We start from the raw sequence: 23,780 nt of genomic DNA, 5'->3' as shown, positions 1-23,780 counted from the left end.
ATTTTTTAGCGGAACATCATTATTTTAGTTTTCTAACAGGAGCTGTTATGCAACTCAACCCGACAGAGCACCCCCATCGTCGCTGGAATCCATTGACCGGACAATGGGTCCTGGTTTCCCCGCACCGCACAAAACGTCCCTGGCAGGGCAATCAGGAAGCGTCTGCGACCGAACAACGTCCGGAACATGACCCGAACTGTTATCTCTGTCCCGGCAATACCAGAGCCGGAGGCCTCAAAAATCCGGTGTATCAAAGCACTTATGTCTTCAACAATGATTTTTCAGCGTTGCTTCCTGATACGCCTGATGGCATTCAGGCCGAACATCCACTGTTGCAAATGCAGGGGCAACGTGGCCTATGCAGGGTGATCTGTTTTTCACCAAGACATGATCTGACATTACCGGAAATGGATCAGTCCAATATTGAATCTGTCGTCCAACTGTGGATGTCTCAAGTGGAAGAACTGGGACAGTCTTATCGTTGGGTGCAGATTTTTGAAAACAAGGGCGGCGTCATGGGATGCTCCAATCCACATCCTCACGGTCAAATCTGGGCAAGTTCTGAACTTCCCAATGAACCGGCTCAGGAAGATTTGCAGCAAAAGCAATATTTTCTGCGAAATAACGCTGTTCTGTTGGAGGATTACGCAAACCTGGAACTGGATAAAAAAGAACGTCTGGTGATTAGCAACAAACACTGGCTGGTTGTGATTCCGTTCTGGGCAATCTGGCCCTTTGAAACATTGCTTCTTCCCCGAAGGCATATTCGCAGACTCACAGAAATCACCACAGAAGAACAAACAAGTCTGGCTGATATTCTGAAACGATTCCTGACGCGCTATGACAATTTGTTTCAGACTTCATTTCCCTATTCCATGGGCTGGCATGGTGCGCCCATGGGAACCGATGAAGACAGTTATTGGCAGCTTCATGCGCATTTTTATCCGCCACTGCTTCGCTCTGCCACGATTAAAAAATTCATGGTGGGTTATGAAATGCTGGGAGAATCACAACGGGATATCACGGCCGAACAGGCGGCGGCCCGGATGCGGGAAATGTCCGAAATCCATTTCAAAACGAAGAAATGAATTTGGGTAAATGTTTTTTAAAATATAGGAATATCAAAATAATCAACGGAGACGATGGTTTATGTCACATCAAAAAAATATTTTCATCGTGTTGGGATTCATCGCATTGATTCTGACAGGTTGTGCCAGGGGGAAACTTGAAACTGGCGATAGCATTGAAGATTTGCCCAACACCAAAGATCGTGACAAATTTATAGGCGAATGGGTCGGGTTTTCCCACTGCGGGAATTCCGATGACGCTGTGGATAAAATCATTGTGGCCAAGGACGGAAGCACCATTGAATTTGCGATCACGCTTTATGCCAATTCGGACCCCGCCCTGGTGAAAGGCCAGCTTGGTGAAAAAAATCTTATTGAAATTCCCGTTCAGCCGATCGGGGCCGTGCAGGGCTCAGGAATCATCACGCATGTGAATGATAAGCTCGGTTATTTGATGGAGATTGACGGCAATAGTTGTCAAGGTTCCAATTTTTCCAAAGCAGAACTTGTCGCCTCCAGTACTTCCAGCGGATCCTCATCGGACAGTTCATCCAGTGATACCACCTCAGGCACAACAACCAGTGGAACAACGAACAGTGGTTCAACGACCAGTGGAACATCGACCAGTGGTTCAACGACCAGTGGAACAACGACCAGTGGAACAACAATCGGCACCACTTCCACTCCGGCAGTGACGCAGGCCAGTTGTGTGCTTTATGGCAAAACATGCAGTGTTAAAATGGTCTGGGATTTACGGAGTGGGGCTTATGGTTCTTCTCCAACGTGGTTGATTTCCTGGAATGGTACACTGTATTTTGAAGGCAGTGACGGCAAAACCGGCAAAGAACTCTGGTCCTTTAATTCAGCGGGAATGAAACTCATCGCTGATATCCGCAGTGGTTCAGGAGGTTCAAACGCTGAGGAAATGTTTTTGTTTAAAGATAAAATGTACTTCAGGGCCACCGATGGCTCCAACGGAATGGAACTTTGGGTTTACGATGGCAGCAATACCCCCTCCATGGTGGCGGATATCAATCTCGGATCCAACAATTCCCTTCCGGCCGCATTTACGATTTTCAAGGATGTGATGTATTTCCGGGCTCACAATGGAACCAATGGCAGTGAACTCTGGAAATATGACGGAACGAATGCGCCGTCCATGGTAGCGGATATTTATCCCGGTGAAATCGGTTCAGCCCCGGAGTATCTCGTCGTTTTTCAGGATAAACTGTTCTTTGCCGCCGATGAAGGCGTCAATGGTGTGGAACTCTGGTCATATGATGGAACCAACGCCCCGGCTCTTGCGGCCAACATTCAGGAAGGCGAACTGCTTGGCTCGGCACCGGCACACCTGACAGTCTGGAACAATAAACTGTATTTCAGCGCGGATAACGGAACTTCCGGAGTCCAACTCTGGGTATATGAAGGTACCAGTGCGCCCACCTTGATTGAAATCAGCAGTACCACCAGTTCTTATCCCAACTATCTGACACCCTACAATAATAAACTATACTTCGCCGCAGATGACGGCACAAAAGGCACAGAACTCTACTCTTATGATGGCACCTCTGTCAGTCTTGTCGCGGACATTAATTCTGGAACAGCCTCTTCCTCTCCGGGAGAACTGACACTGTTCCAGAATAAAATATTTTTCCGGGCCAGTGATGGCATCAATGGCTTTGAACTGTGGGCTTTTGACGGAACAACTCCAGCGCGGGTTGTCGATGTCAGTGTGGATTACCTGGGAAGTTACCCCAAGTCGTTTGCTGTTTTCGGAACGGAACTGATGTATAATGCCAGCAATACGGCACATGGCACAGAACTCTGGAGTTACCAGGAATGAAGGGAAAAGGAGTAGCGACGCTATTGTAAGTCTCTATTGTTATTGACGCCGATGGGAAAACATGAAAATCCCTTCTTTGGAAAAAACAGTTTTTGAATTACTCCTGCCTTTGCTTTAAACATGGGCAAATATATTGCATAGGGGTTATCGTATAGTATTCCAGAAAAATAATTTGGTCGGAGGGAGGGCCTCTTGCCCTCCAAATGCGGGCGGGACGCCTGCGCTCCCAGGAAATAATTATCAGGAACACTATATAAAACCGGATAACCGGTCCATTACTCCACGGTGTGTGCTCAACCCCTGACGTGGGTTGCAAAGAATTGAAACAGGGGTTGTTTATTTTTAGGGGGTTCTCTTGAAAGAACAAATACACAAAATCTTAGAATGGCCCGTCCATTCAATGTTGGACAAAAGCCGATTTTTTGTTTGGGTTCTGACATGTTTTCTGGCTGGCAATTATGTCATTCATGCTCAAGAACTCGGATCCTCTTCCTTCACCCAATCTTACATTGACAACTCCAAAACTGTATTGATGATTGAAACCAGTCAATCCATCAAGGTGGACTTCATGGAAGTGGAAAAGCATTCTCAAACGAATGTGGGATGGATGATCACTTCTTCCGCCTATAAAGATTTAGGAACCCACTTAAGTTTTGGCTTATTGGATGTTCGCCTGAATGTCGACCAAAATAGACTGCGGGAATCTCCGCAAATTTCAAGAGTGCGTATGAATTATGGGGAACTGGGGCTCAGTTATCTGCATAGTGAGAGTGACAGCAAATCGATTTATTTTTTCGGAGGCGTCTTTATTCCGTTGGAACTGGACGTGACATTAACTGAAAAATTTCAATACTATGACGCGGTCGGAAACTCGCAAAGTCGAGATCTGTCGATTGCTCACAGTGGAAGCAAATCTCTTGGCCAATATTGGGGTCTGGCCATCGGTATCATGAATAACTGGCTCATCATTCTGGAAATGGATTCATGGAAAGTCCGTATCCCCGGCTATCAGGCTGTCAATGCCAACGGATTGATGGTGGGCATTGGTTATCGGCGTTAGATTTCCCAAAGGCTGGTTTGAATACGGGTTAGTGGTTTCCGTTGATGCAAAGTTATATAAATCTTTGAAAGGAGCCGTCATTCCTTATTGAATTTTCCGAATTGCGTAATTGGATTCATCCGTCACAAACAGATATTTGCCATTGCTGACAATGCCATTGGGTAAATGGAACTGTGCTGTGGTTCCTGTTCCATTGGTAAATCCACTTGATTGAGCACTTCCCGCCAGCGTGGTAACCACCCCTGAACTGATCACAATTTTACGAATATTGTGGTTGTTGCTGTCCGCAACATAAAGGTTGGTTCCATCAGTCACAATGCCCAATGGATAATAAAATCTGGCACTGGTTCCTGTTCCGTCCGTGGAACCGGTCAAGGAATTGGTTCCGGCAATGGTGGTAACAACTCCGGTCGCGATGATCACCTTGCGGACGGTCTGACCATATGAGGAAGTCACATACAAAGCGGTTCCATCCGAAGTGAGACACCATGGATTAAGAAATTGAGCTGCCGTGCCGGTGCCATCCACATGGCCGGAGGCTCCCTCTCCAGCCAAGGTGGTTTGGGTGGTGGTCGCAATAACAATTTTGATAATTCTGTGACCATATTCATCGGCACCATAGATGTTGGTTCCATCCGTTACCAGACAACGCAAACCCTGACTGGTAGAGGTGGTCATTAATGTTTGCACTACTCCTGTGCTGATCACTATTTTGCGGATTTTCTTGCTGGAATATTCGGAAACATACAAATTGGTTCCATCCGTTGTGATACCAATTGGAAAAGCAAACAGAGCCGCAGTCCCCGTTCCATCCTGATTCCCGGAAGTTCCGACCGTACCCGCCAAGGTAGTCACCACACCGGTATCGATATTAATTTGGCGGATGGCATGATTCTCATAGTCTGCCACATAAAGGTTATCTCCTACGATTGTAATTCCAGCAGGGCGATTGAAACTGGCACTGGTTCCAATTCCATTATCTACTCCAAGTCTCCCTGTACCCGCCAAGGTGGACACCGTACCAATCAAGGACAAGGGCGTTCCTTGATAAGTTCCCCAAGCCAAGACTCCACGATCGTTATTGGTGACGGTGGCTGTGGAATTGGAGAGTGCGGCATAGACCGTGTCGGAACTGGTATTGGTGCTCAATGTCAGGCTGACCTGTTGATTCCCATCCGCCACCTTGTCATCCTCTCCCTTGACCGTGATGGTTTGAGCGGTATTCCAGTTATCGGTGGTAAAAGTCAGGGAAGAATGCAAAACAGTAAATTCATTGGTGTTTCCACTGGTGGCCGTGACCACCACATTAGCTGTGGGTTGTGTGTTGAGTTTGACGGTGAACGAATCTGTGGTACCGAATTCATCGGTTGTCAGGGTTGTTTTGCTCAGGGTCAATCCCGCTGTGTCGTTATCCGTGTTAACTCCGGTTAAAGTATAGGTCCGAATTCCGTAAAGGGTGTCCGTACTCTGCACAAAATCCAGGGTTAACGTGACATTTTGATTGCCGTCCGCCTGGAGGTCATCATGGCCGGTGATAGTCACGGTTTGGGGCGTGTTCCAGTTATCCGTGGTAAAGGTCATTGTTTCAGGAGAAAGGGTGATTTCTCCGGTATCCCCACTGGTGAGTTGAATCAGCACATCGGCCTCTGGTTGATGACTGAGCGCAATGGTGAAGGTGTCCGTCGTTCCAGATTCAGCGGTCGATAAGACGATTTTATCCAACGTGAGTCCGGTTGACATGGTAACGGCAGGAAGCTTCGCTAAACTGGCCCCGGTGCTGTTAGCTCCGCTAAGGGTCAGCGTTGTGGTGTGACTCGTTGCGCTGAGGGCCAGGGCATGCCCTGTCAGCGTCAGGGTTTGGGGAACGTTCCAGTTTTGAGCCGTAAAGGTTAATAGTTCCGGAGAGATGGAAATGTCGGCCACATTACTGCTGGAGGCAGTGATCACTCCGTTGCCTTCGGGTGGAAAGACCAAGCTGACGGAAAGTTGGGTGATATATTCGCCTGTCTCCGAATCCGAAATAGTGGTTGAACGAGACACGCTGAGACCGCCGGTGGGAACTTCCTCCAGAAGAATTTCCCCCAGATTGGTCGTTTTGTTGTCTTCAATCAGAATGCGGTCCATCACTTTGTAATACATCGCAATGTCCCGGGAATTCACGCCAATGATTCGCACCTGGTAGGTTCCACTGGCCAGAGCGGTCATTTTGGCAAAACCATTCCCAGCAGAATAGGTTTTGGCCGTGACGAGAGACCCCTGAGAATTGAACATGTGAATTTTAACGGAACTGACGTCACTGGACATTTCCCGTTGTGTTGAGTGATGTTCAGGAGAACCCCATCGCAATTGAAACGTTAGTTTTCCCTGTTCAGGATGATCTTCACCGCAATTGCTGAGTGTCATAGGAAGCAGGCCGATCATCAACAGGGCAATCGTCCATCGCAGCCAATAGTTTTGTTGAAATCTGTATTGCATAAAACCTCTTTTGATTACATGGTGTAACGTAAACCAAAATCTACTACCGGATTTCGGTCGGAATTACTCAGTGTCTCTGATTGGGTGTAGGTTGGAATCGTGATACCGACACGAAGATTCCAACTTAAAAAAACAATCCCTGTAGTGATATCCAGCAAAGTTCTTTGATTTCCCAGTCCTGTGCCATCATACAGATCTTCCGTGGTATAGGAAGAAAGTACCGCGACATACAGATTGGTGAATTGCATCAGCCAGTTGGCAGGAACATCCATGCCAGCGAAGAAATTGAAACTATCGCCTTTATCCAGCATATTGCTGTCTGCCGGTCGATAGTTCAATACGTAGCTCGCCAGAATCCTGGCTTTGTCCATGGTGAAAGATGTGTTTTGCCCAAAGGCCCATTCGATCACATCCCTCGAGCCGGTTTTTTCATCCCCTGTGGGTAATTTCACTCCAAGAGAGGTGACAAGAGCCAATGAATCATCAAAAGCCAAAAAATATTTTCCTGACAGATTGAGGTTGCCCGTTCCCTCGAAATCACTGGTTTTGATGTAAGGCAACGATCCGGCAATCTTGAAGACGGGACTCAAATTGTAACCAAAGGGAATGGAATAAGCCTGAATGTTGCCGGAAAAAGCGCCATTCATTCCGACAGAGGCTTGTTTGGGTTTGAAACCTGCTGGTTTTTTATCTTTCTTCTCTTCTTTCTTTTCCTTCTTCTCCTCTTTTTTTCCCTCTTTCTCTTCTTTCTTTTCTTCTTTTTTCTCATCCCCCTCTACTTTTTCGCTTTTTTTCTCCTCGGAACTTTTGGTTTCTTCTGGAGGAGGCGCGTTGGTGGTTTGAGATCCCGTTGCGGGAGTCGGTGTTTCAGAACCACCTTCCTCGATGCCAGGCTCCTCCGTCGATTCCGTTCCTGAATCCACTGTGCCTTGATCCGTAGTATCCATGGTTGGATCATCCTCGACTTCTCTGTCCATTGATACACCTTGATCCGCTGTATCCGTCATGACCGTATTGTCGTCCAAACCTGTATCTGTATCAAAACCTGAGTCGGACATATCAAAATCTGAACTGGAGGTGTTTTCAGAAATAAAATCATAAAAATCTTGCAGTGAATCATTTTTAGATTCTGTCAATCCCTGGATTTGTGTTGTTTCCTCTTCATTTTGATCCGGAGGACATTCCATGCCTTGTTTCCAGATAATACAAAGATTTCCGCTGGCCCATACAATCTGTAATCCGCTGATACTTAAAAAAAATATCAAAAGGATGATTTGCTTTTTCATAGTTTTCTCCCAAGCAAGACGATAACGAAAAACATGACGGTATTTTTGCGATAAAGAATGGAAGTATCAAGGCGAAATAAGCATTAATTCAAAAACGTTATAATGGAATTTATGAGCAAATCTGAAAACGAATTTTATCATTGAATTCCGTTTGGTTATAAATCTTTCTGGACTATGAACATTTTCTCATGAACCACTGAAATTATTGATCTCACGGTGTGTCGTTTCGACCGAAGGGAGAATTATTAACTCTTTGATATTAAGAAAGATCTCTCACATTAGTTCGCGACGACACCTCGAAATGTTCAAAGTCCAGGATTAATTTTTTATGAGAAAGCCACGGAGTCACAGAACGTTTATTGACCTCTGTTCTGAATTTTGTTACTCCCTTGTATAGCATCCCTGTGTATCAAATCCATTACCTCCAATTTAAAACTATCAGGAACTTATGGCAAGCATCATGATCAGGCGATTAATCGGTGGATTACTTTGTATTGTATTTTCCCTTACGGGTTTTGCCACACAACTTCTGGCGAATCCTCCCAAGGCTTCCTCTGAGGCACAACAATCTTTCGAACAGGCACTGTCTGAAGTAACCGCGCATTTCATCAATATTCTGCGCAACCAGCAGGATCAATCCATGGTCATCAGTGTCAAAAATCATCAGAACAACGATCATGACAAGGATGCGAAATGGATTGAAACAGAACTGTATTTTGCGTTTGAACAGAAATTGTCCAATGTGGAATTACTGTTGTTGTCAGAAGCGATCGCTGGTATTTCATCTCAAGCCATTCATGTGAATACGACATATGAAATTCAGGACAACCATGTGATTTTAAGAATCCGGGCCTTGAAAGATCAAATGAGTGGTGCCGTGCTGACGCAGCAGGAAATATTATTCAATCTGCCGGACAAACACAGAAAAACGCTGGTGGCCGTCATGGATATGGAATCTGAGGTGTTGAATGAATCACAGCGAAAGGCTTACAGCAACCTGTTTCGTTCCTCTCTCGCCAGGCATCCCCAGTTTCATCAGATCAGTGCGATTGAAATGGCGAAAGTGGACGTGAATGCCATCAAACAAAAAACCAACTGTCGTGAAGAAGCGTGCAACGGCTATATCGGCGAAAAGCTTGGCGTCAATCGTATGGTGACAGTTCAATTTCTCAAGGTTGATGAAGGGGTGTTTTTTATTACCGCAAAATTGAGCAACATTCAGGATGGTGCCTTGCTGGTGTCGCAAACCGTGGAATTCAATGGTGATACCAAAACCATCCAAACCGTCCTGGATCTACTGGCCGATAAACTGTTGGGAGAGGAGACCTCCAGCCTGTTTGTTGCTGAAAAAACACTGGGGAATGGCAAGGTCTTTATCAAATCATCGCCCTCGGGTGCGGACATTATTCTGGATGGCGAAGAACTGCATTTGAAGACGGATACGTTGATTCCTTCCGTTTCGGAAGGACGACATGTCCTTACGCTTCAGAAAGACGGACGAGCGATCAGTCAATCCTTTGAAGTCAAGGCGGACGAGATCACACGCCTGAATATGACGCTGGAACGCCGATCACATGATCAGGGTCGGGGTGGGCCTGGTGGCGGTCGGGGTGGACCTGGTGGCGGTGGCAGAGATCGGGGAAGAGACCGGGGGAGATAGCAAGTGATTTTGCGGCTATTGGATTTTTGTAATTCAGTTATTCTTTGTGGTTTGGGTGACATATGATGATAATTCCAGGATATCAGATTCAGGAACAGTTGTATGAAGGCGAGAATTCCATGGTGTTCAGGGCAGTCACCGACGTGAACAGTCAGCCGGTTATTCTCAAGTTTCTTAAAAACGAATACCCGTCTCCTGAAGAAGTTGCCCAATTTCGTCATGAATATGAAATCCTGAAAAAAATCCAGTTTCCCGGCATTGTGAAGGTTTATGATCTGGTCAAACATCAGAACAGTCTCGTTCTGGTGCTGGACGATCTGGGGGGAAATTCATTGCATAAGCGGAAGTCCTCGTTTGGTTCTGACATTCCCGGTTTTCTGGAAATGGCGATCCAATCTCTCAATATTCTCGAAAACATCCATCAGCATCGGGTCATTCACAAAGATATCAATCCCGCCAATCTGGTATTTTCCAACGAAACCGGTCAAGTCAGTTTCATCGACTTTGGTATTTCCACGGAACTCTCTTATGAAATTCAATCCATCCAGCACCCTAATGTGCTTGAAGGTACACTGGCCTATATTTCACCGGAACAGACAGGCCGAATGAACTGCGCAATTGACCACCGGACAGATCTGTATTCACTTGGAATCACGTTTTATGAAATTCTTTCCGGTCAATTGCCCTTTGACGCGGAAGACGCGATCGGTTGGGTTCATTGCCACATCGCGCATCCACCCAAACCCTTGAAGGAGGCAAATCCGGCAATTCCCCAGGCGTTGTCCGATATCATCATGAAAATGATTTCAAAGAGTGTGGAAGACCGTTACCGCAGTGCCAGAGGTGTGCGTAATGACATGCTCCAATGTCAGGAAGAGTTGAAGCTCCATGGTCATATTGAACCATTTGCTCCGGGCCTCAAAGACATGAGTGGCCAGTTCCAGATTCCCCAGAAGCTTTATGGCCGCGAAAAAAATGTTCAGGAACTCAGAGACTGTTTCAATCTGATGCTGAATGAAGGCACGAAAATGATGCTGATTTCCGGGCAGTCCGGTGTTGGTAAAACCGCGCTGGTTCAGGAGATACTGAAAAAACTCACAGAACAGGACGGACATTACATTTCAGGGAAATTTGATCAATTCAAACGCAATGAACCCTATTCGGCTCTGGCTCAGGCCTTCAAAGAGTTAATCCGGCAATTGTTGTCTGAGTCTTCCAACAAATTGAATGTCTGGAAAAACGGGTTGCTTCAGGCTTTGGGAACTAACGCTGGAATTGTGATTGATCTGATTCCCGATCTGGAATTGATATTGGGCGAACAGCCAGAGGTTCCCGTGTTGGGCTCCATCGAAAATCAAAACCGGTTCCAACGGGTTTTTCAGCAGTTTATCAGGGTATTCGCACAAAAAGAGCATCCACTGGTGATGTTTCTCGATGATCTCCAATGGGCGGACTCCTCAACACTGATACTGCTGAAAAATCTGATGTCAGGCATGTCCGACAGTTATCTTCTGTTTATTGGCGCATATCGTAGCAATGAGGTCGATCCGGCCCATCCGTTTAAAATGACGATGGAAGAAATTGTACGTGGAGGTCAGACCTTTCAAGAACTCATCCTGGAACCTCTGGTGGTCAGTGATGTGAATCAGCTTGTTTCCGACACACTCCGCTCCAGCATGGATGAAGTCGCATCGCTGGGATATCTGGTGTTCAAGAAAACCGGGGGTAATCCATTTTTTATCGGAGAGTTTTTAAAACACCTGCACAGACAAAAACTATTGGCCTTTGATCCCGATACGTTGAAGTGGAATTGGGATTTATCGAAAATCAAGGAGGAACAGACCACTGATAACGTGGTGGATCTGATGATCGCAAAAATTGAAAGACTGCCTGATGAAACACAGGCGGCCCTGAAGATGGCGGCTTGTATCGGCCCTTCGTTTGATCTTCAGACGTTGGCGATTCTTTGTGACCGATCCTTGAGAAAAATTTCCATTGATCTATGGTCCGCTGTGCAGGAAGGGCTTGTCATGCCGTTGAGCGGTCATCACAAACTGCTGATTTCGATGGAAGAAGCTGACGCGGTTGTGTTGGGCGAAAAATATCCGCTAATCACAGATAAATTTCTGCATGACCGTATCCAGCAGGCCGCTCATGGACTGATTGAACCTGAACAACAAAAAACGATTCATTGGCGCATTGGCCAGTTCTTACTCAAACATCTGTCCGCTGAACGCCTGGAGGAACAATTATTTTATGTACTGTCACAATTGAACGCGGGTCGTGAGATCAGGGATGAAGCGGACTCGGTGCCCTTAGCGGAGTTGAATCTTCAGGCAAGTCGCAAGGCACGGATTTCTGCGGCCTACGGGCCAGGTACCGGACATGCGGAAATTGGTATTGAATGCCTTGGTGAGCAGGGCTGGGACAGGCATTATTCACTGCTGTTGTCGCTGTATTCGGAAGCGGCTGAAAACGCCTATCTGAATCGCCAGTTCGATCTGATGGAAACCTTTGTCCAAAAAATTATTGCTTGCGGGAAAACAGTGCTGGACAAGGTTCCCGCCTATGAATCGCGAATTCATGGGTATATCGCGCAAAACAGGGAGCTGAAAGCTGTTCAAACAGCATTGATCATTCTCCGGTCGCTGGGCGTAAATTTGCCCTCCAACCCGGGAAAACTCCATGTTGCTTTGAGTCTGATCAAAACGAAAATTACGTTGATGGGACATAAAACCGCGGATCTGGCAAATCTTCCACGGATGACACAACCTGAGAAACTGGCGGCCAGTCGCATCCTTTCCAGTCTCATGGCACCCTCATACATTGCGCTTCCGGATCTGATGCCGATTACGGTGTTCACCAATGTTCAGCTTGTCGTCAAATATGGAAATAATCCGTATTCCTATATTTCTCTTACCGCTTTCGGCAGTATCACAGCAAGCGCGCTGGGCAATCCTTCTGCGGGTTATGAGTTTGGTGAACTGGCACTTAAGCTTATGGAGCAGAATCAGGAATATCAGTCCAGGACACAAATCCTGTTTCTGATCAGCACATTCCTCCAACATTGGAAAGAGTCTGTGGGAAAATCAATTTCAATGCTGGAACCTGTCTGTCAGATCGGCATCGAAAAAGGCGACTTTGAATTTGCCGCTCTGGCGGCTCACAACAACTGCGCGCTCTCGTTTCTGGCAGGGATCAATCTGCATGAAGTGCTGGATAAAATATTGAGATACAACCGGATTCTGGAACAAATCCGTCAGGTGACGCCGTTGCATTACAATCACATGTATCAGCAGGTGGTGCTGAATCTGACCAGTGAGGTTGACGTACCGCAAAAGATCAAAGGTGAAGTTTATGATGAGGCGGTGATGCTTCCCAAACATCAGGACGCTCATGACAATGCCGCGATTTTTTCGCTGTTTCTGAATAAACTGATTCTGTGCTTTATGTTTGAACAATGGGATGAGGGCTTAAACAACGCCAATGAAAATCTGAAATATGTGGAAGCGGCCATGGGAATGGTGCATGTCCCGATTTTCTATTTTTATGATGCGTTGATCCATCTGGCAGTAGCTGGAAACAAACCTGCCAAGGAACAGAAAAAATATTTAAGTAGAGCCGGCAAAGATCTGAAACGGCTTAAAAAATGGAATGAATCCGCACCCATGAACCAGCTTCAGCGATGCCTGCTGATTGAAGCGGAAATCGCACGGGTCCGGAAAGAGGACCTCCACGCCATGACACTGTACCGTCAGGCCATCGAAGCGGCTAAAACGAATAATTATCAGCAGGAAGCGGCCATTGCCTGTGAGTTGACAGCCAGGTTTTATCTGGCACGGAAGGAAGAGGAGATTGCCCGACTTTTTTTCAGGGATGCCCTGTTTTTATATCGCCAATGGGGAGCCGACGCCAAAATTAAATTTTTTGAAAAAACGTATCCCGCGATGGTGCCAAAACAAGTTGAACAAACCACATCCGGTTTGCAGAATGCACGAAAAACCATTTCAGCCAAAACCGTTCCAACGACCAGAAATATTGGTGGAAGTCTTGATTTGATGACAGTGATCAAGGCTTCACAAACAATTTCCGGCGAAATCGTATTGGAACAACTTCTGGAGAAATTGCTACTCATTATTATTGAAAATGCCGGTGCGGATCGCGGACTATTGCTCAGGGAAAAGGATGGTTTGATCCAGATTGAAGCCAGCAAGGATATTAGCCAGAGCATCACGGAATCTGCTTCACAAAGAATGGTTCCGGAGTCACTCATTCGTTATGCGATGCGGACACGTGAAAACATTGTGATCAATGATGTCACCCGGAACGACAAATTCTTCACTGATCCCTATTTTGTCAACAGCACTGCCAAATCCATATTGTGCATGCCGATGCTGCATAAGGGGGAATTGTTCCAGACATTGTATCTGGAAAACAGGATGACTCCGGGTGCGTTTACTGAGGATCGCTTGGAAATTCTCAATATTTTATCGACTCAGGCCGCAATCTCCATCGAAAATGCCCAACTGTATGCCAACCTGGGAAACAGCGTCCGCATGGAAGCCGAACTCAAAACGGCCGCGGCGGTACAGCATGCCTTGTTGCCATTAAAAATTCCTGTAATTCCCGGAATGGATATTGCCGGTTATTTTAAGTCCGCCAGCGAAACCGGCGGGGACTGGTATGGTTTTATGACGCAGATTGAGAACCACCTGTATGTGATGATCGGCGATGTGACAGGTCACGGATCACCCGCCGCATTGGTCACAGCGGCGGCCAGCACGGCCTGTGGGGTGCTTGAGGAACTGGCTGAAGGGCAGGCTCCTGATTTACCCAAAGTGCTGTTTCATTTGAACCGGGCTATTTTCAGGACAGGACGCACACGCTATCTCATGACTTTTTTTATTGCGGCCATTGAGCTGAAAACAGGGGTCATGCGTTTTGCCAATGCCGGACACAACTTTCCGCTCTGTCTGGATCAGCAGGGAAAAGTGAAAAAACTCCTGAACCGGAACATTCGTCTGGGTGAAATGGAAACTCTTGAATTTACAGAGAGTTCACAGCAGTTGAGTCAGGGCGATTTCTTGTTTTTTTATACAGACGGTCTCACAGAAAACATGAGTCCTGAACGTGAGGAATGGGGCGAAAAGCGTTTGCGCAACTTTCTGAGAGACCACCGCGAAGAGGCGTGTCAGCACATACTGAACGGACTTGAAACAGAAATGAATGCGTTCAATCAGGGGTTGCCACTTGAAGATGATGTGACCATGGTCGCGGTCAAAATTACAGGAGATTTTCCTCTTACTTCATGAAATATTCGGGCCGCTCCTGTTTGGGGCAATGTAAGTACCCGATCAAAAGTTTTCCACCATTATAGCGGGTAGTTGAAAATTAAAGTAACTGCCCATTTGGAACTGTTACTCTCCAGTGCCTTATGCTAGAAAGAAGTAAAGACTTTCATTTGCTACTTCGCCTTCCTATTGAGAAAGAACTATGGCATCCCGAAAATTTTTCAACACCGCTGGCCCTTGTCAACCAGAAGATCATTATATGGTCAACTTTCAGCCCAAGTTTGAAAACATTCTTCAATTGATTGACACCAAAAAATACTTCATCCTGCACGCTCCCCGTCAGACCGGTAAAACGACGATGATGATCCAACTGGCAGAGCAGATCAACCAGGAAGATCAATACGTTGCGCTCTATTTGAATGTGGAAAGCGCTCAGGCTTATTTTGATGATGTGAGGGCGGTCAATAATTCCATTATCAGTGAGTTTCGTATTAAATCCATGGTGTTTCTGCCCAAGCAATATCAACCTTCTGCTGAATGTTATCGCCCTGAAGCTGAATTTTCTGATTTTCTAACCCGTTGGTGTCTGGAACTTCCCAAACCTCTGGTATTGTTCATGGATGAAGTCGATTCCCTGATTGGACATGGACTCATCTCGGTTCTAAGACAACTTCGCAGTGGGTATTCCATGCGCCCCAAAGGATTTCCTCACTCCATTTGTCTCATAGGGTTGAGAGATTTGCGGGACTATCGGCTTTATGACGGAGATGGGAAAAAATATGTGGTAGGAGGTTCTGCGTTCAACATCAAAGACAAATCCCTGACTTTAAGTAATTTTTCACTGGAACAGGTGAAGGAACTCTATGCCCAGCACACCGTAGCGACGGGACAATCCTTTACCGAAGAGGCACTTCAATTGATTTATACGCAAACCGGAGGTCAACCCTGGCTGGTCAACGCCCTTGGACGGGAACTTTGCTTTGAAGCTCAGAAGGTTCCCTGGAATCAGATGGTGACTCCGGAAGATGTGTACAATGCCTGTGAAATCCTGATTCTGCGTCGGGATGTGCATCTGGATCAACTCGCGGACAAACTCAGCGAACCGCGTGTCTCCAAAATCGTTGAAAAAATCCTGGTCGGAGAGCAGGACGAACTCTTTGAATCCACTGAAGAAGATCGCTCTGCCTGGAATGAAGATGAACGCTATGTGCTGGATTTGGGACTCGTCAAACGAGGCAGAACCGGACTTGAAATTGCCAATCCGATTTATCGGGAAGTCGTGCCTCGTGAATTGACCTGGGGCTTGCAGGAATATCTGGGACAGGATCGGATGTGGTACGTAAAACCCGATGGCAAACTGGATGTGGCGTTGATGCTGGAACGGTACATTGAGTTTTACAAGGAACACAGCGAAATGATCACCAAACGAAAAACCTACACGGAGGCGGCTCATCACCTGCTGTTCATGGCCTGGCTCCAGCGCATTGTCAATGGCGGCGGACGCATCACCCGCGAATACGCCATCGGCCTGAAACGACTGGATTTGCTGATTGAATTTTCCGGAGAACGCTTTGCCTTTGAACTCAAACTGAGCGGGAAAAAAGCACTGGTCGAAGGCAAACTGCAACTCACCGAATACCTCACCCGACTCAATATGAATTTTGGAACCCTGATCATTTTCAGCCGAAAGCCTCCTGAAGACATGGAAACGGTGGGCAAGCGGGAGATGCTCGAACAGGATGGCAAGCAGATCGAATTGATCTGGTTGTGAGTTGCCTCACCGGGGTGGCGTTCCGGTGCACCAGGAGGCAAGTAACGGACAGGAGCTCCAATCTCTTTTTTTATTCATGACAAATCCCAATACTTTTTACTCCCAGGCCCTTTATGATTCATATCCCAGGTTATAAAATCCAAAAAGAACTTTATGACAGCAGCCGAACCCGGATTCTTCAGGCACAGCAGAATCAAACCCACAGGTCAGTGGTTCTAAAGGTCCTAAAAAATGAATTTCCTGATTCCAGAGAAATCTCTCAATTTAAAAGAGAATACGAGCACCTTCTGAAATTTCATCATCCTGGAATCATCAAAGTCTCAGGATTAGTTCCCTTGAAGAACTCCTGGTACATGGTACTGGAAGATTTTGGAGGAGTTTCACTCAGTCAGATTCTGGAACAGAGGGGGGCTCAGAAACAGGCTATGAAGCTTCAGGAATTTTTAGTGCTTGCGATTCAGATTTGCGACAACCTGGGCATCGTGCATCAGGCACAGATTATTCACAAGGATATCAACCCTTTCAATATTCTGTTGAATCCTGAATCGGGAGTACTCAAGCTGATTGACTTCGGAATTTCCACAGAACTTTCTCAGGAAGTTATCCAGCATTCCAACCAGAAGATTCTGGAAGGCACTCTGGCTTATATTTCTCCTGAACAAACTGGGCGCATGAATCGTGCGCTGGATTATCGCACCGATTTATATTCGCTCGGAGTGACCTTTTATCAGATGCTTACGGGCCAGCTTCCCTTTGTTTCGCAAGATCCGCTGGAAATTGTACATGGACATATCGCCAGACAGCCTGTCCAGGTTCATCAACTGAACCCGGCAATCCCAACCATCGTTTCAAACATTGTCATGAAACTCCTTTCCAAAAACGCCGAAGACCGTTACCGGTCAACAGCCGGGGTCTCTTATGATCTGAAACGATGTCGGGAACTGGACAAGAACCCGGAATTTTTATTTGAATTGGGACAAGGTGATTTTTCAGAACGCTTCCAGATTCCACAAAAACTGTATGGACGTGAAACGGAAATTGAAACGTTATGGCAGACTTTTGGAAGAGTCTGTCAGGGAAATACGGAGTTGGTGCTGGTGGCGGGATATTCCGGTATTGGGAAAAGCTCCCTCATTCAGGAACTCTATAAACCGGTTGCCATTCATCGGGGATATTTCATTTCCGGGAAGTTTGACCAGTTTCAGCGGAATATCCCTTACTCTGCCTTTGTGTCTGCCTTCCGTAAGCTGATCCAACAATTACTGATGGAGTCTTCTGAGCGTCTGGAAACCTGGAAATCCAGACTGTTCGAAGCCTTGGGAGACAACACCCGGGTTGTAGCAGAGGTGATTCCTGAACTGGAATGGCTTCTTGGAAAACAGCCTGCAAGTACCCCCTTGCCTCCTACAGAAAATCAAAACCGGTTTAATGTCGTGTTTCAGAATTTCATGAAGGTCTTCTGCGTTGAAGAGCACCCACTGGTACTTGTTTTGGATGATTTGCAATGGGCGGATTACGCAAGTCTTAAGCTGCTTACCCAGATCATGAACCATATTCCCTGGTTGATGGTGCTGGGCGCTTATCGTGATAATGAGGTTCATTCCTCTCATCCTCTCATGACCATCCTGGCTGAAATCCAGAAAACAGAGGTGTCGCTGCATACCTTATCCATTGCGCCTCTGAAAATGCCGCATATCCTGCAATTGCTACAAGATACCCTGAACATCAGGGAAGTCTTAACACTTCAAGGCCTGGCTGAATTACTCATGGAAAAAACCGGGGGAAATCCCTTCTTTCTGGGAGAATTTCTAAAAGCCTTAGCCCATGAAAAACTACTCCAGTTTGACTACCTTCAGCGCTGTTGGACTTGGGATTTGGATCAACTCCAGGCCAGAAAGATGACCGATAATGTGGTAGAGTTGTTAGGGAGTAAAATCCAGCAACTCCCTCCGCAAACGCAGTCTCTTCTAAAATGGGCTGCCAGCTTGGGCAATGAGTTTGAAGTCAATATTCTGGCATGGGTCGCAGAGCAGTCTTTGGAGGACACACAACACCACCTCAGGGATGCCCTGACAGGAGGTTTTTTAATACAGCAGAATGATACCTGCCATTTTGTCCATGACCGTATCCAGCAAGCGGTGTGGTCCATGATTCCTGAAGCTGAAAAACAACAGTTGCATTTACAGACCGGAAGCCTTTTGCTGAAGTGGATACGCAGTCAAAAACCACCGATTCCAGATCAGGAGCATCCCTGTTTTTTTGATATCGTGAACCATTTGAATGAGGGTTCCACCGGGAAAATGGCCTCTACGGAGCGACTGGATCTGGCCAGGTTGAACCTTCAGGCCGGTCAAAAAGCCAGAGTTTCGGCGGCTTATCAAGGCGCCTACCAATATTTGAGTGAGGGGGTGTCACGAGTCTCTGAGTCCCTATGGAACGAGGACTATCCCTTCATGTTTGATTTACATATCGAGGCCCTTTTGTGTGCCTATCTGAGTGGCCAGTTTGAAGAGGTTTCCGCTCTGCTTCAGACTGCGCTTGCTCATGCCCGGAGCTTCATTGATCGGGCTAAAATCCAGGATACCTGTATTGTGGCCTTATGCGTTCAAACCAAATTTGCAGAGGCCACAGAACTGGGCTTGAAAACCTTGCATGAGTTGGGGGTCGATCTCCCCGCGGATGCCTCTCAGGAACAGTTGGGCGGGGCCTTGATGGCGCTCAAGGCACAATTGGATAGCAAACAGGCTGAAGAGTTACTCCAGTTACCTCCGCTCCACGATGAACGGGTTGAAATCATCATGAAAATTATCGTGAGTCTGAGTACCGCCCTGTATTTTTCCAACCTGAATCTTTATACAATGGGCACTCTGAAATTGTTGGAACTAACCTTGGCCCACGGAAATTCTCACTACGCCTCGCCAGGTTATGTATCCTATGCGATTGTGATTGGGGTGGCACTGGATGACATTGAGGGGGTGATCAAATATTCAGATTTGAGTTTGGCCATTGCAGAAAAATATCCTCACCGCACGTCTCATGCGCACAGCTATTTTATCAAATATGACTTATTGGTTCACTGGCATGAGCATATCAGGATTTGCTACCAGCAGATGCCTGTCAGCTATCAGCTTTGTCTTTCGGCTGGGCTAGTTGATTTTGCGTCTTATGCCCTGTTACAGCATTTTCAGACGGGTTTTCAATTGGGAGAGCCTCTGCCGGAAATGATCAAACTGGCAGAATCCTCTTTGAAAACAGTCCGTAGCATGAAACAACAGAATGCCGTGAACCTGGGCAGTATCTACTACCAGAGCCTTCTGGCAGTGCAAGAGGAAGCTCCCTGGTCAGGAAAACTGAAAGGGAAAGTATTGGATGTGGATGAGGTCTATGAACCCTATCAAACGGCAAAGGATGTGACCGCCTTGTTCTTTATCCATTTCTACCAGCTCTATTTGAATTATTTGTTTGAAGAGTTTTCCCTGGCGATTAAGGAGGCAGAGCAGACTGCTGTGAACCTGATGGGGGCTGGAGTTTCTCATGGATTACCCTTTTTTTATTTTTTTGAAGCGCTGGCGTATCAGGGGAATTTCCACAAAGTTTCCCAGGAAGAACAACAGTCCTACCAGACCAAAATCCAGACGGCCCTGACCAAACTCAAGCGCTGGGCCCAGTTTGCGCCAATGAATTATGAACACAAATATGATCTGGTCATGGCGGAAAACGCTCGTCTGGCAGGAAAGTTTGAAGAGGCTTGCAGAGGCTATGAAAAAGCGATCCAGGGAGCCCATAATCACGGATACTTGAATGATGAAGCTTTGGCGTGTGAAATTGCCGCACGCTTTTATGAAGCAGAAGGTTTGGAAAAATTTGCCCGGACTTATCGCCAGGAAGCTTATTACCGTTATCAACGGTGGGGCGCCCAAGCCAAGGTGTACCAGTACCAGTCCAAATATTCCCAGTGGTTTGGCAAAAAATCAAAAAGAACCCAAACGGGAATCTCTCTCACCCAGTCTTCTTCCACAGTGTCCTACTCTCCTCTTCAGGCATTGGATCTGGATAGCATCCTCAAGGCATCCCAAACCTTGTCCGGGGAAATCATCCTTCATCATCTGCTGGAAAAGATGATGAATATTGTGATTGAAAATGCAGGGGCTGATAAAGGATTCTTGCTATTACCTAAACAGGATCAGTGGTTTATTGAAGCAGAATACGCTACAGACAAACCCACGACTTCGATCCTCCAATCCATTCCTATTGAAGATAACCTTCGGGTCTCTGCGGCCATGATTCATTATGTAGCCCGGACCCAACAACAGATCGTACTGGATTCTGCGATGAGTTCCGGAGACTTTACCCGGGATGCGCATATTCTCCAGTGCCAGGTTCGATCTGTGTTGTGCATCCCCCTGAAGCACTCAGGGCGGCTCAAGGGAATCCTTTATCTGGAAAACAATCTCATCACAGGAGCCTTTACGCCAGAACATCTGGAGGTATTGCAAACCCTGTCAGCCCAGGCGGCCATTTCCATTGACAATGCGTACCTGTATCATAATCTTGAAGACAAAGTTCTGGAACGAACCCGACAGTTGAGTGAAAAAAATCAGGAACTGGCTCGAAAAAATGAACAAATCACTCAGGATTTGATCATGGCCGCCGGGGTTCAAACTCACCTGTTCCAGGAGTTTTCTACTCCCTCCTTTCTTAATCTTGCAGTTCGGTATATTCCTCATTCCCATGTGTCAGGGGACATTTATAAGTTCTATTCTGATCAGGATTCCTCCTTCAACCTGTTTATGGGCGACAGTACCGGACACGGCGTTACGGCGGCCCTGAGTACCATTATGGCGAATATCCTGCTCACCCAGAGCCGTAACCAGGATCCCAAGGCTCTTATGGAATATCTCAACCATGAACTGATACACCATTTACCTGATGACCGTTTCATGACGGCGGCCATGCTCCAGATTACTCCCGGCGGATTTCTGACGATAGCCAATGCAGGACATCCTTCAATCATTCTTTTTCCTGTTAATGGAGACACCCCCCTATTTTTTCCACCATGCACTCTGATGCTTGGGACCTTTGATGCCCCTATATTTTCAATTTCTTGTCAAACCAGTCAGCTTTTTCCTGGAGATATTGGAATTCTTTACACGGATGGAATTACAGAACGCCATAACCTTGCAGAAGAATTATTTGGGGAAGAACGCCTGTGTGAATTTTTGCAATCCAGAAGAGGAATGGACATGGAATCGCTCCTGGAAGAGTTGCTCCAGACAGTAGAACAATTTGCTCAAGGCAAACCACCCGAAGATGATATCAGTGTGGTTTTGTTTCAATATCTGGGAGAACCCAAATGAAACAGGGTTTCTGTCGGGAGCATTCCTGTCCTTTCGCCCAATGAAACCCTCGCCCGAAACGCCAACCGGGAAGATGAATGTCATGGACGCTTCTTGTAAGGCCGGTTTCTGACCGATGAAGGGGTGCTACTGACCTGCATGGTGTAAGAGCGATTCGAGAGGACAAAACAGGGGCAGTACCGCACGGTAATGCGTTTTGTGAAAATATTTTAAATCAGATTAATCACACAAAAATACCACAAAAATTCCCTAATCCGTTGAGAAAAACTTGCGACGATTTCCTGACAAGGGCAGAACAGGTTTCTCATTGACGACATGAACACAGAACCTTCCATTCATGACTAACCACCCTGTGGATTTATCAGACTATGCTGTTGCCCGGATCCGTCAAAGCGGAATCACACACTGTGGCCTCCAATTGACAGTATATGATACCAAATATTTAAACGGGATAAATCATGCGAAAGTCTGTTTTCGGACAGCCTCCTCGATGGGCTTCGCTAACGCTCTACCCATCCTACAACTCATTTTTTTGGAAAATTAAACAGCCCCGGGGGGATTCGTAGGCCTTAAATAAATAACCGGAATTGTAGCATCGCCGCCGTTTTCAAGTCTCGAGTCATCACCGTCTCATTTGGAACTGTTGCTCTCAGACGTCTTGTGCTAGAAAGGAAAGAGTTCTGTTTATTTGTAAAACTTAATCGCGAGGAAATATTATGGCTACCCGAAAATTCTTCAACACCTCCGGCCCTTGCCAGCCAGATATTCATTACATGGTCAATTTTGAGCCCCGGTTTGATAACGTCAGGAAATTGATTGATGACCGGAAATATTTCATCATGCACGCTCCCCGGCAGACCGGAAAAACAACGATGATGATGCAATATGCGGAGCAACTCAACAAGGAAGGAGACTATATTGCCCTCTATGTGAATGTGGAGGCGGCACAGGCACATTTTGATGATGTTGCGGCGGTCAATCAATGCCTTCTGGAAGAGTTTAAAACAAAAACCATGTTTTATCTTCCCAAACAGTACCAACCGTCCGAAGCTTGTTATCAGGTTTCTGAATTTTCCAGATTTCTGACGCTCTGGTGCATGGAACTGCCTAAGTCCCTGATCCTCTTTATGGATGAGGTGGATGCCCTGATTGGACATGGACTCATCTCGGTTCTACGACAACTACGAGGTGGCTATTCCCAGCGTCCCAAAGGTTTTCCCCACGCCCTTTGTCTGATTGGACTGCGAGACTTAAGGGATTACCGGCTTTATGACGGAGAGGGAAAAAAGTATGTCGTGGGAGGTTCGGCGTTCAACATCAAGGACGAATCCCTGACCTTGAGCAATTTTACGCTGGAACAGGTGAAGGAACTCTATGCTCAGCACACAGCAGTCACCGGGCAAGACTTTACTGAGGAAGCCCTGCAACTCATTTACACACAAACCTGGGGTCAACCCTGGCTGGTCAACGCTCTTGGCAGAGAACTCTGTTTTGGAAAAGAAAAAGTACCTGACCTCCGAACGATTGTTCCCGAAGATGTTTACAATGCCTGTGAAATCCTGATTCTGCGTCGGGATGTGCATCTGGATCAACTCGCGGACAAACTCAGCGAACCGCGTGTCTCCAAAATCATCGAAAAAATCCTGGTCGGTGAGCAATCAGAACTCTTTGAATCCACCGAAGAAGATCGCTCCGCCTGGAATGAGGATGAACGCTATGTGCTGGATTTGGGACTCGTCAAACGAGGCAGAACCGGACTCGAAATCGCCAATCCGATTTATCGGGAAGTCGTGCCTCGTGAGTTGACCTGGGGTTTGCAGGAATATCTGGGGCAGGATCGGATGTGGTATGTGAAATCCGATGGCAAGCTGGATGTGGCGTTGATGCTGGAGCGTTACATTGAGTTTTACAAGGAACACAGCGAAATGATCACCAAACGCAAAACCTACACCGAAGCCGCCCACCACCTG

At 46.7% G+C, this 23,780-nt stretch carries 10 protein-coding genes; 8 read left to right on the top strand and 2 right to left on the bottom strand.

Annotated features, from left to right (window positions below):
- Positions 1–47: 47 nt before the first annotated feature.
- From HQM11_18110 to HQM11_18100, 3 genes are all read left to right on the top strand, one after another.
- On the top strand, positions 48–1,088 hold the full coding sequence (locus HQM11_18110) for a UDP-glucose--hexose-1-phosphate uridylyltransferase (GenBank protein MBF0352953.1): 1,041 nt from the start codon (positions 48–50) through the stop codon (positions 1,086–1,088).
- Positions 1,089–1,149: 61 nt separating this feature from the next.
- Positions 1,150–2,910 carry a hypothetical protein gene (locus HQM11_18105; protein MBF0352952.1) on the top strand — a complete coding sequence of 587 codons (1,761 nt, stop codon included), beginning with the start codon at positions 1,150–1,152 and terminating at the stop codon, positions 2,908–2,910.
- Between the two features lie 355 nt (positions 2,911–3,265).
- Complete coding sequence (locus tag HQM11_18100) at positions 3,266–3,970, top strand: hypothetical protein (GenBank protein MBF0352951.1); 705 nt, start codon at positions 3,266–3,268, stop codon at positions 3,968–3,970.
- 84 nt (positions 3,971–4,054) lie between these two features.
- Here HQM11_18100 and HQM11_18095 read toward each other — a convergent pair whose 3' ends face one another.
- Positions 4,055–5,551: a hypothetical protein gene (locus HQM11_18095; GenBank protein MBF0352950.1), complete on the bottom strand. Its 1,497-nt coding sequence runs from the start codon at positions 5,549–5,551 to the stop codon at positions 4,055–4,057.
- Between the two features lie 908 nt (positions 5,552–6,459).
- Positions 6,460–7,731, bottom strand: a complete 1,272-nt coding sequence (locus tag HQM11_18090; protein MBF0352949.1) for a hypothetical protein — start codon at positions 7,729–7,731, stop codon at positions 6,460–6,462.
- Between the two features lie 448 nt (positions 7,732–8,179).
- Between HQM11_18090 and HQM11_18085 the strand changes: the two genes are divergently transcribed.
- The 5 genes from HQM11_18085 to HQM11_18065 all read left to right on the top strand — a co-directional run.
- A complete protein-coding gene (locus tag HQM11_18085) occupies positions 8,180–9,391 on the top strand; it encodes a PEGA domain-containing protein (GenBank protein MBF0352948.1) in 1,212 nt (403 codons plus the stop codon).
- Between the two features lie 62 nt (positions 9,392–9,453).
- Complete coding sequence (locus HQM11_18080; GenBank protein MBF0352947.1) at positions 9,454–14,703, top strand: AAA family ATPase; 5,250 nt, start codon at positions 9,454–9,456, stop codon at positions 14,701–14,703.
- A gap of 181 nt (positions 14,704–14,884) precedes the next feature.
- Entirely contained in the window at positions 14,885–16,453 is a 1,569-nt protein-coding gene (locus HQM11_18075) for an AAA-like domain-containing protein (protein MBF0352946.1), read from the top strand.
- Between the two features lie 113 nt (positions 16,454–16,566).
- Positions 16,567–21,810 carry an AAA family ATPase gene (locus HQM11_18070; GenBank protein MBF0352945.1) on the top strand — a complete coding sequence of 1,748 codons (5,244 nt, stop codon included), beginning with the start codon at positions 16,567–16,569 and terminating at the stop codon, positions 21,808–21,810.
- A gap of 716 nt (positions 21,811–22,526) precedes the next feature.
- On the top strand, positions 22,527–23,780 hold a 1,254-nt coding region (locus HQM11_18065; GenBank protein ID MBF0352944.1), incomplete at its 3' end, for an AAA-like domain-containing protein.

The organism is SAR324 cluster bacterium (assembly GCA_015232315.1).
GTDB lineage: Bacteria > SAR324 > SAR324 > SAR324 > NAC60-12 > JADFZZ01.
Note: the sequence above shows the minus strand (reverse complement) of the source record. Positions and strands in the feature narration are given on the sequence as shown.

Coding starts and splice junctions, on each gene's coding strand:
- HQM11_18110 (MBF0352953.1), top strand. CDS start 48: ATGCAACTCAACCCGACAGAGCACCCCCATCGTCGCTGGAATCCATTG.
- HQM11_18105 (MBF0352952.1), top strand. CDS start 1,150: ATGTCACATCAAAAAAATATTTTCATCGTGTTGGGATTCATCGCATTG.
- HQM11_18095 (MBF0352950.1), bottom strand. CDS start 5,551: ATGACCTTTACCACGGATAACTGGAACACGCCCCAAACCGTGACTATC.
- HQM11_18090 (MBF0352949.1), bottom strand. CDS start 7,731: ATGAAAAAGCAAATCATCCTTTTGATATTTTTTTTAAGTATCAGCGGA.
- HQM11_18085 (MBF0352948.1), top strand. CDS start 8,180: ATGGCAAGCATCATGATCAGGCGATTAATCGGTGGATTACTTTGTATT.
- HQM11_18080 (MBF0352947.1), top strand. CDS start 9,454: ATGATGATAATTCCAGGATATCAGATTCAGGAACAGTTGTATGAAGGC.
- HQM11_18075 (MBF0352946.1), top strand. CDS start 14,885: ATGGCATCCCGAAAATTTTTCAACACCGCTGGCCCTTGTCAACCAGAA.
- HQM11_18070 (MBF0352945.1), top strand. CDS start 16,567: ATGATTCATATCCCAGGTTATAAAATCCAAAAAGAACTTTATGACAGC.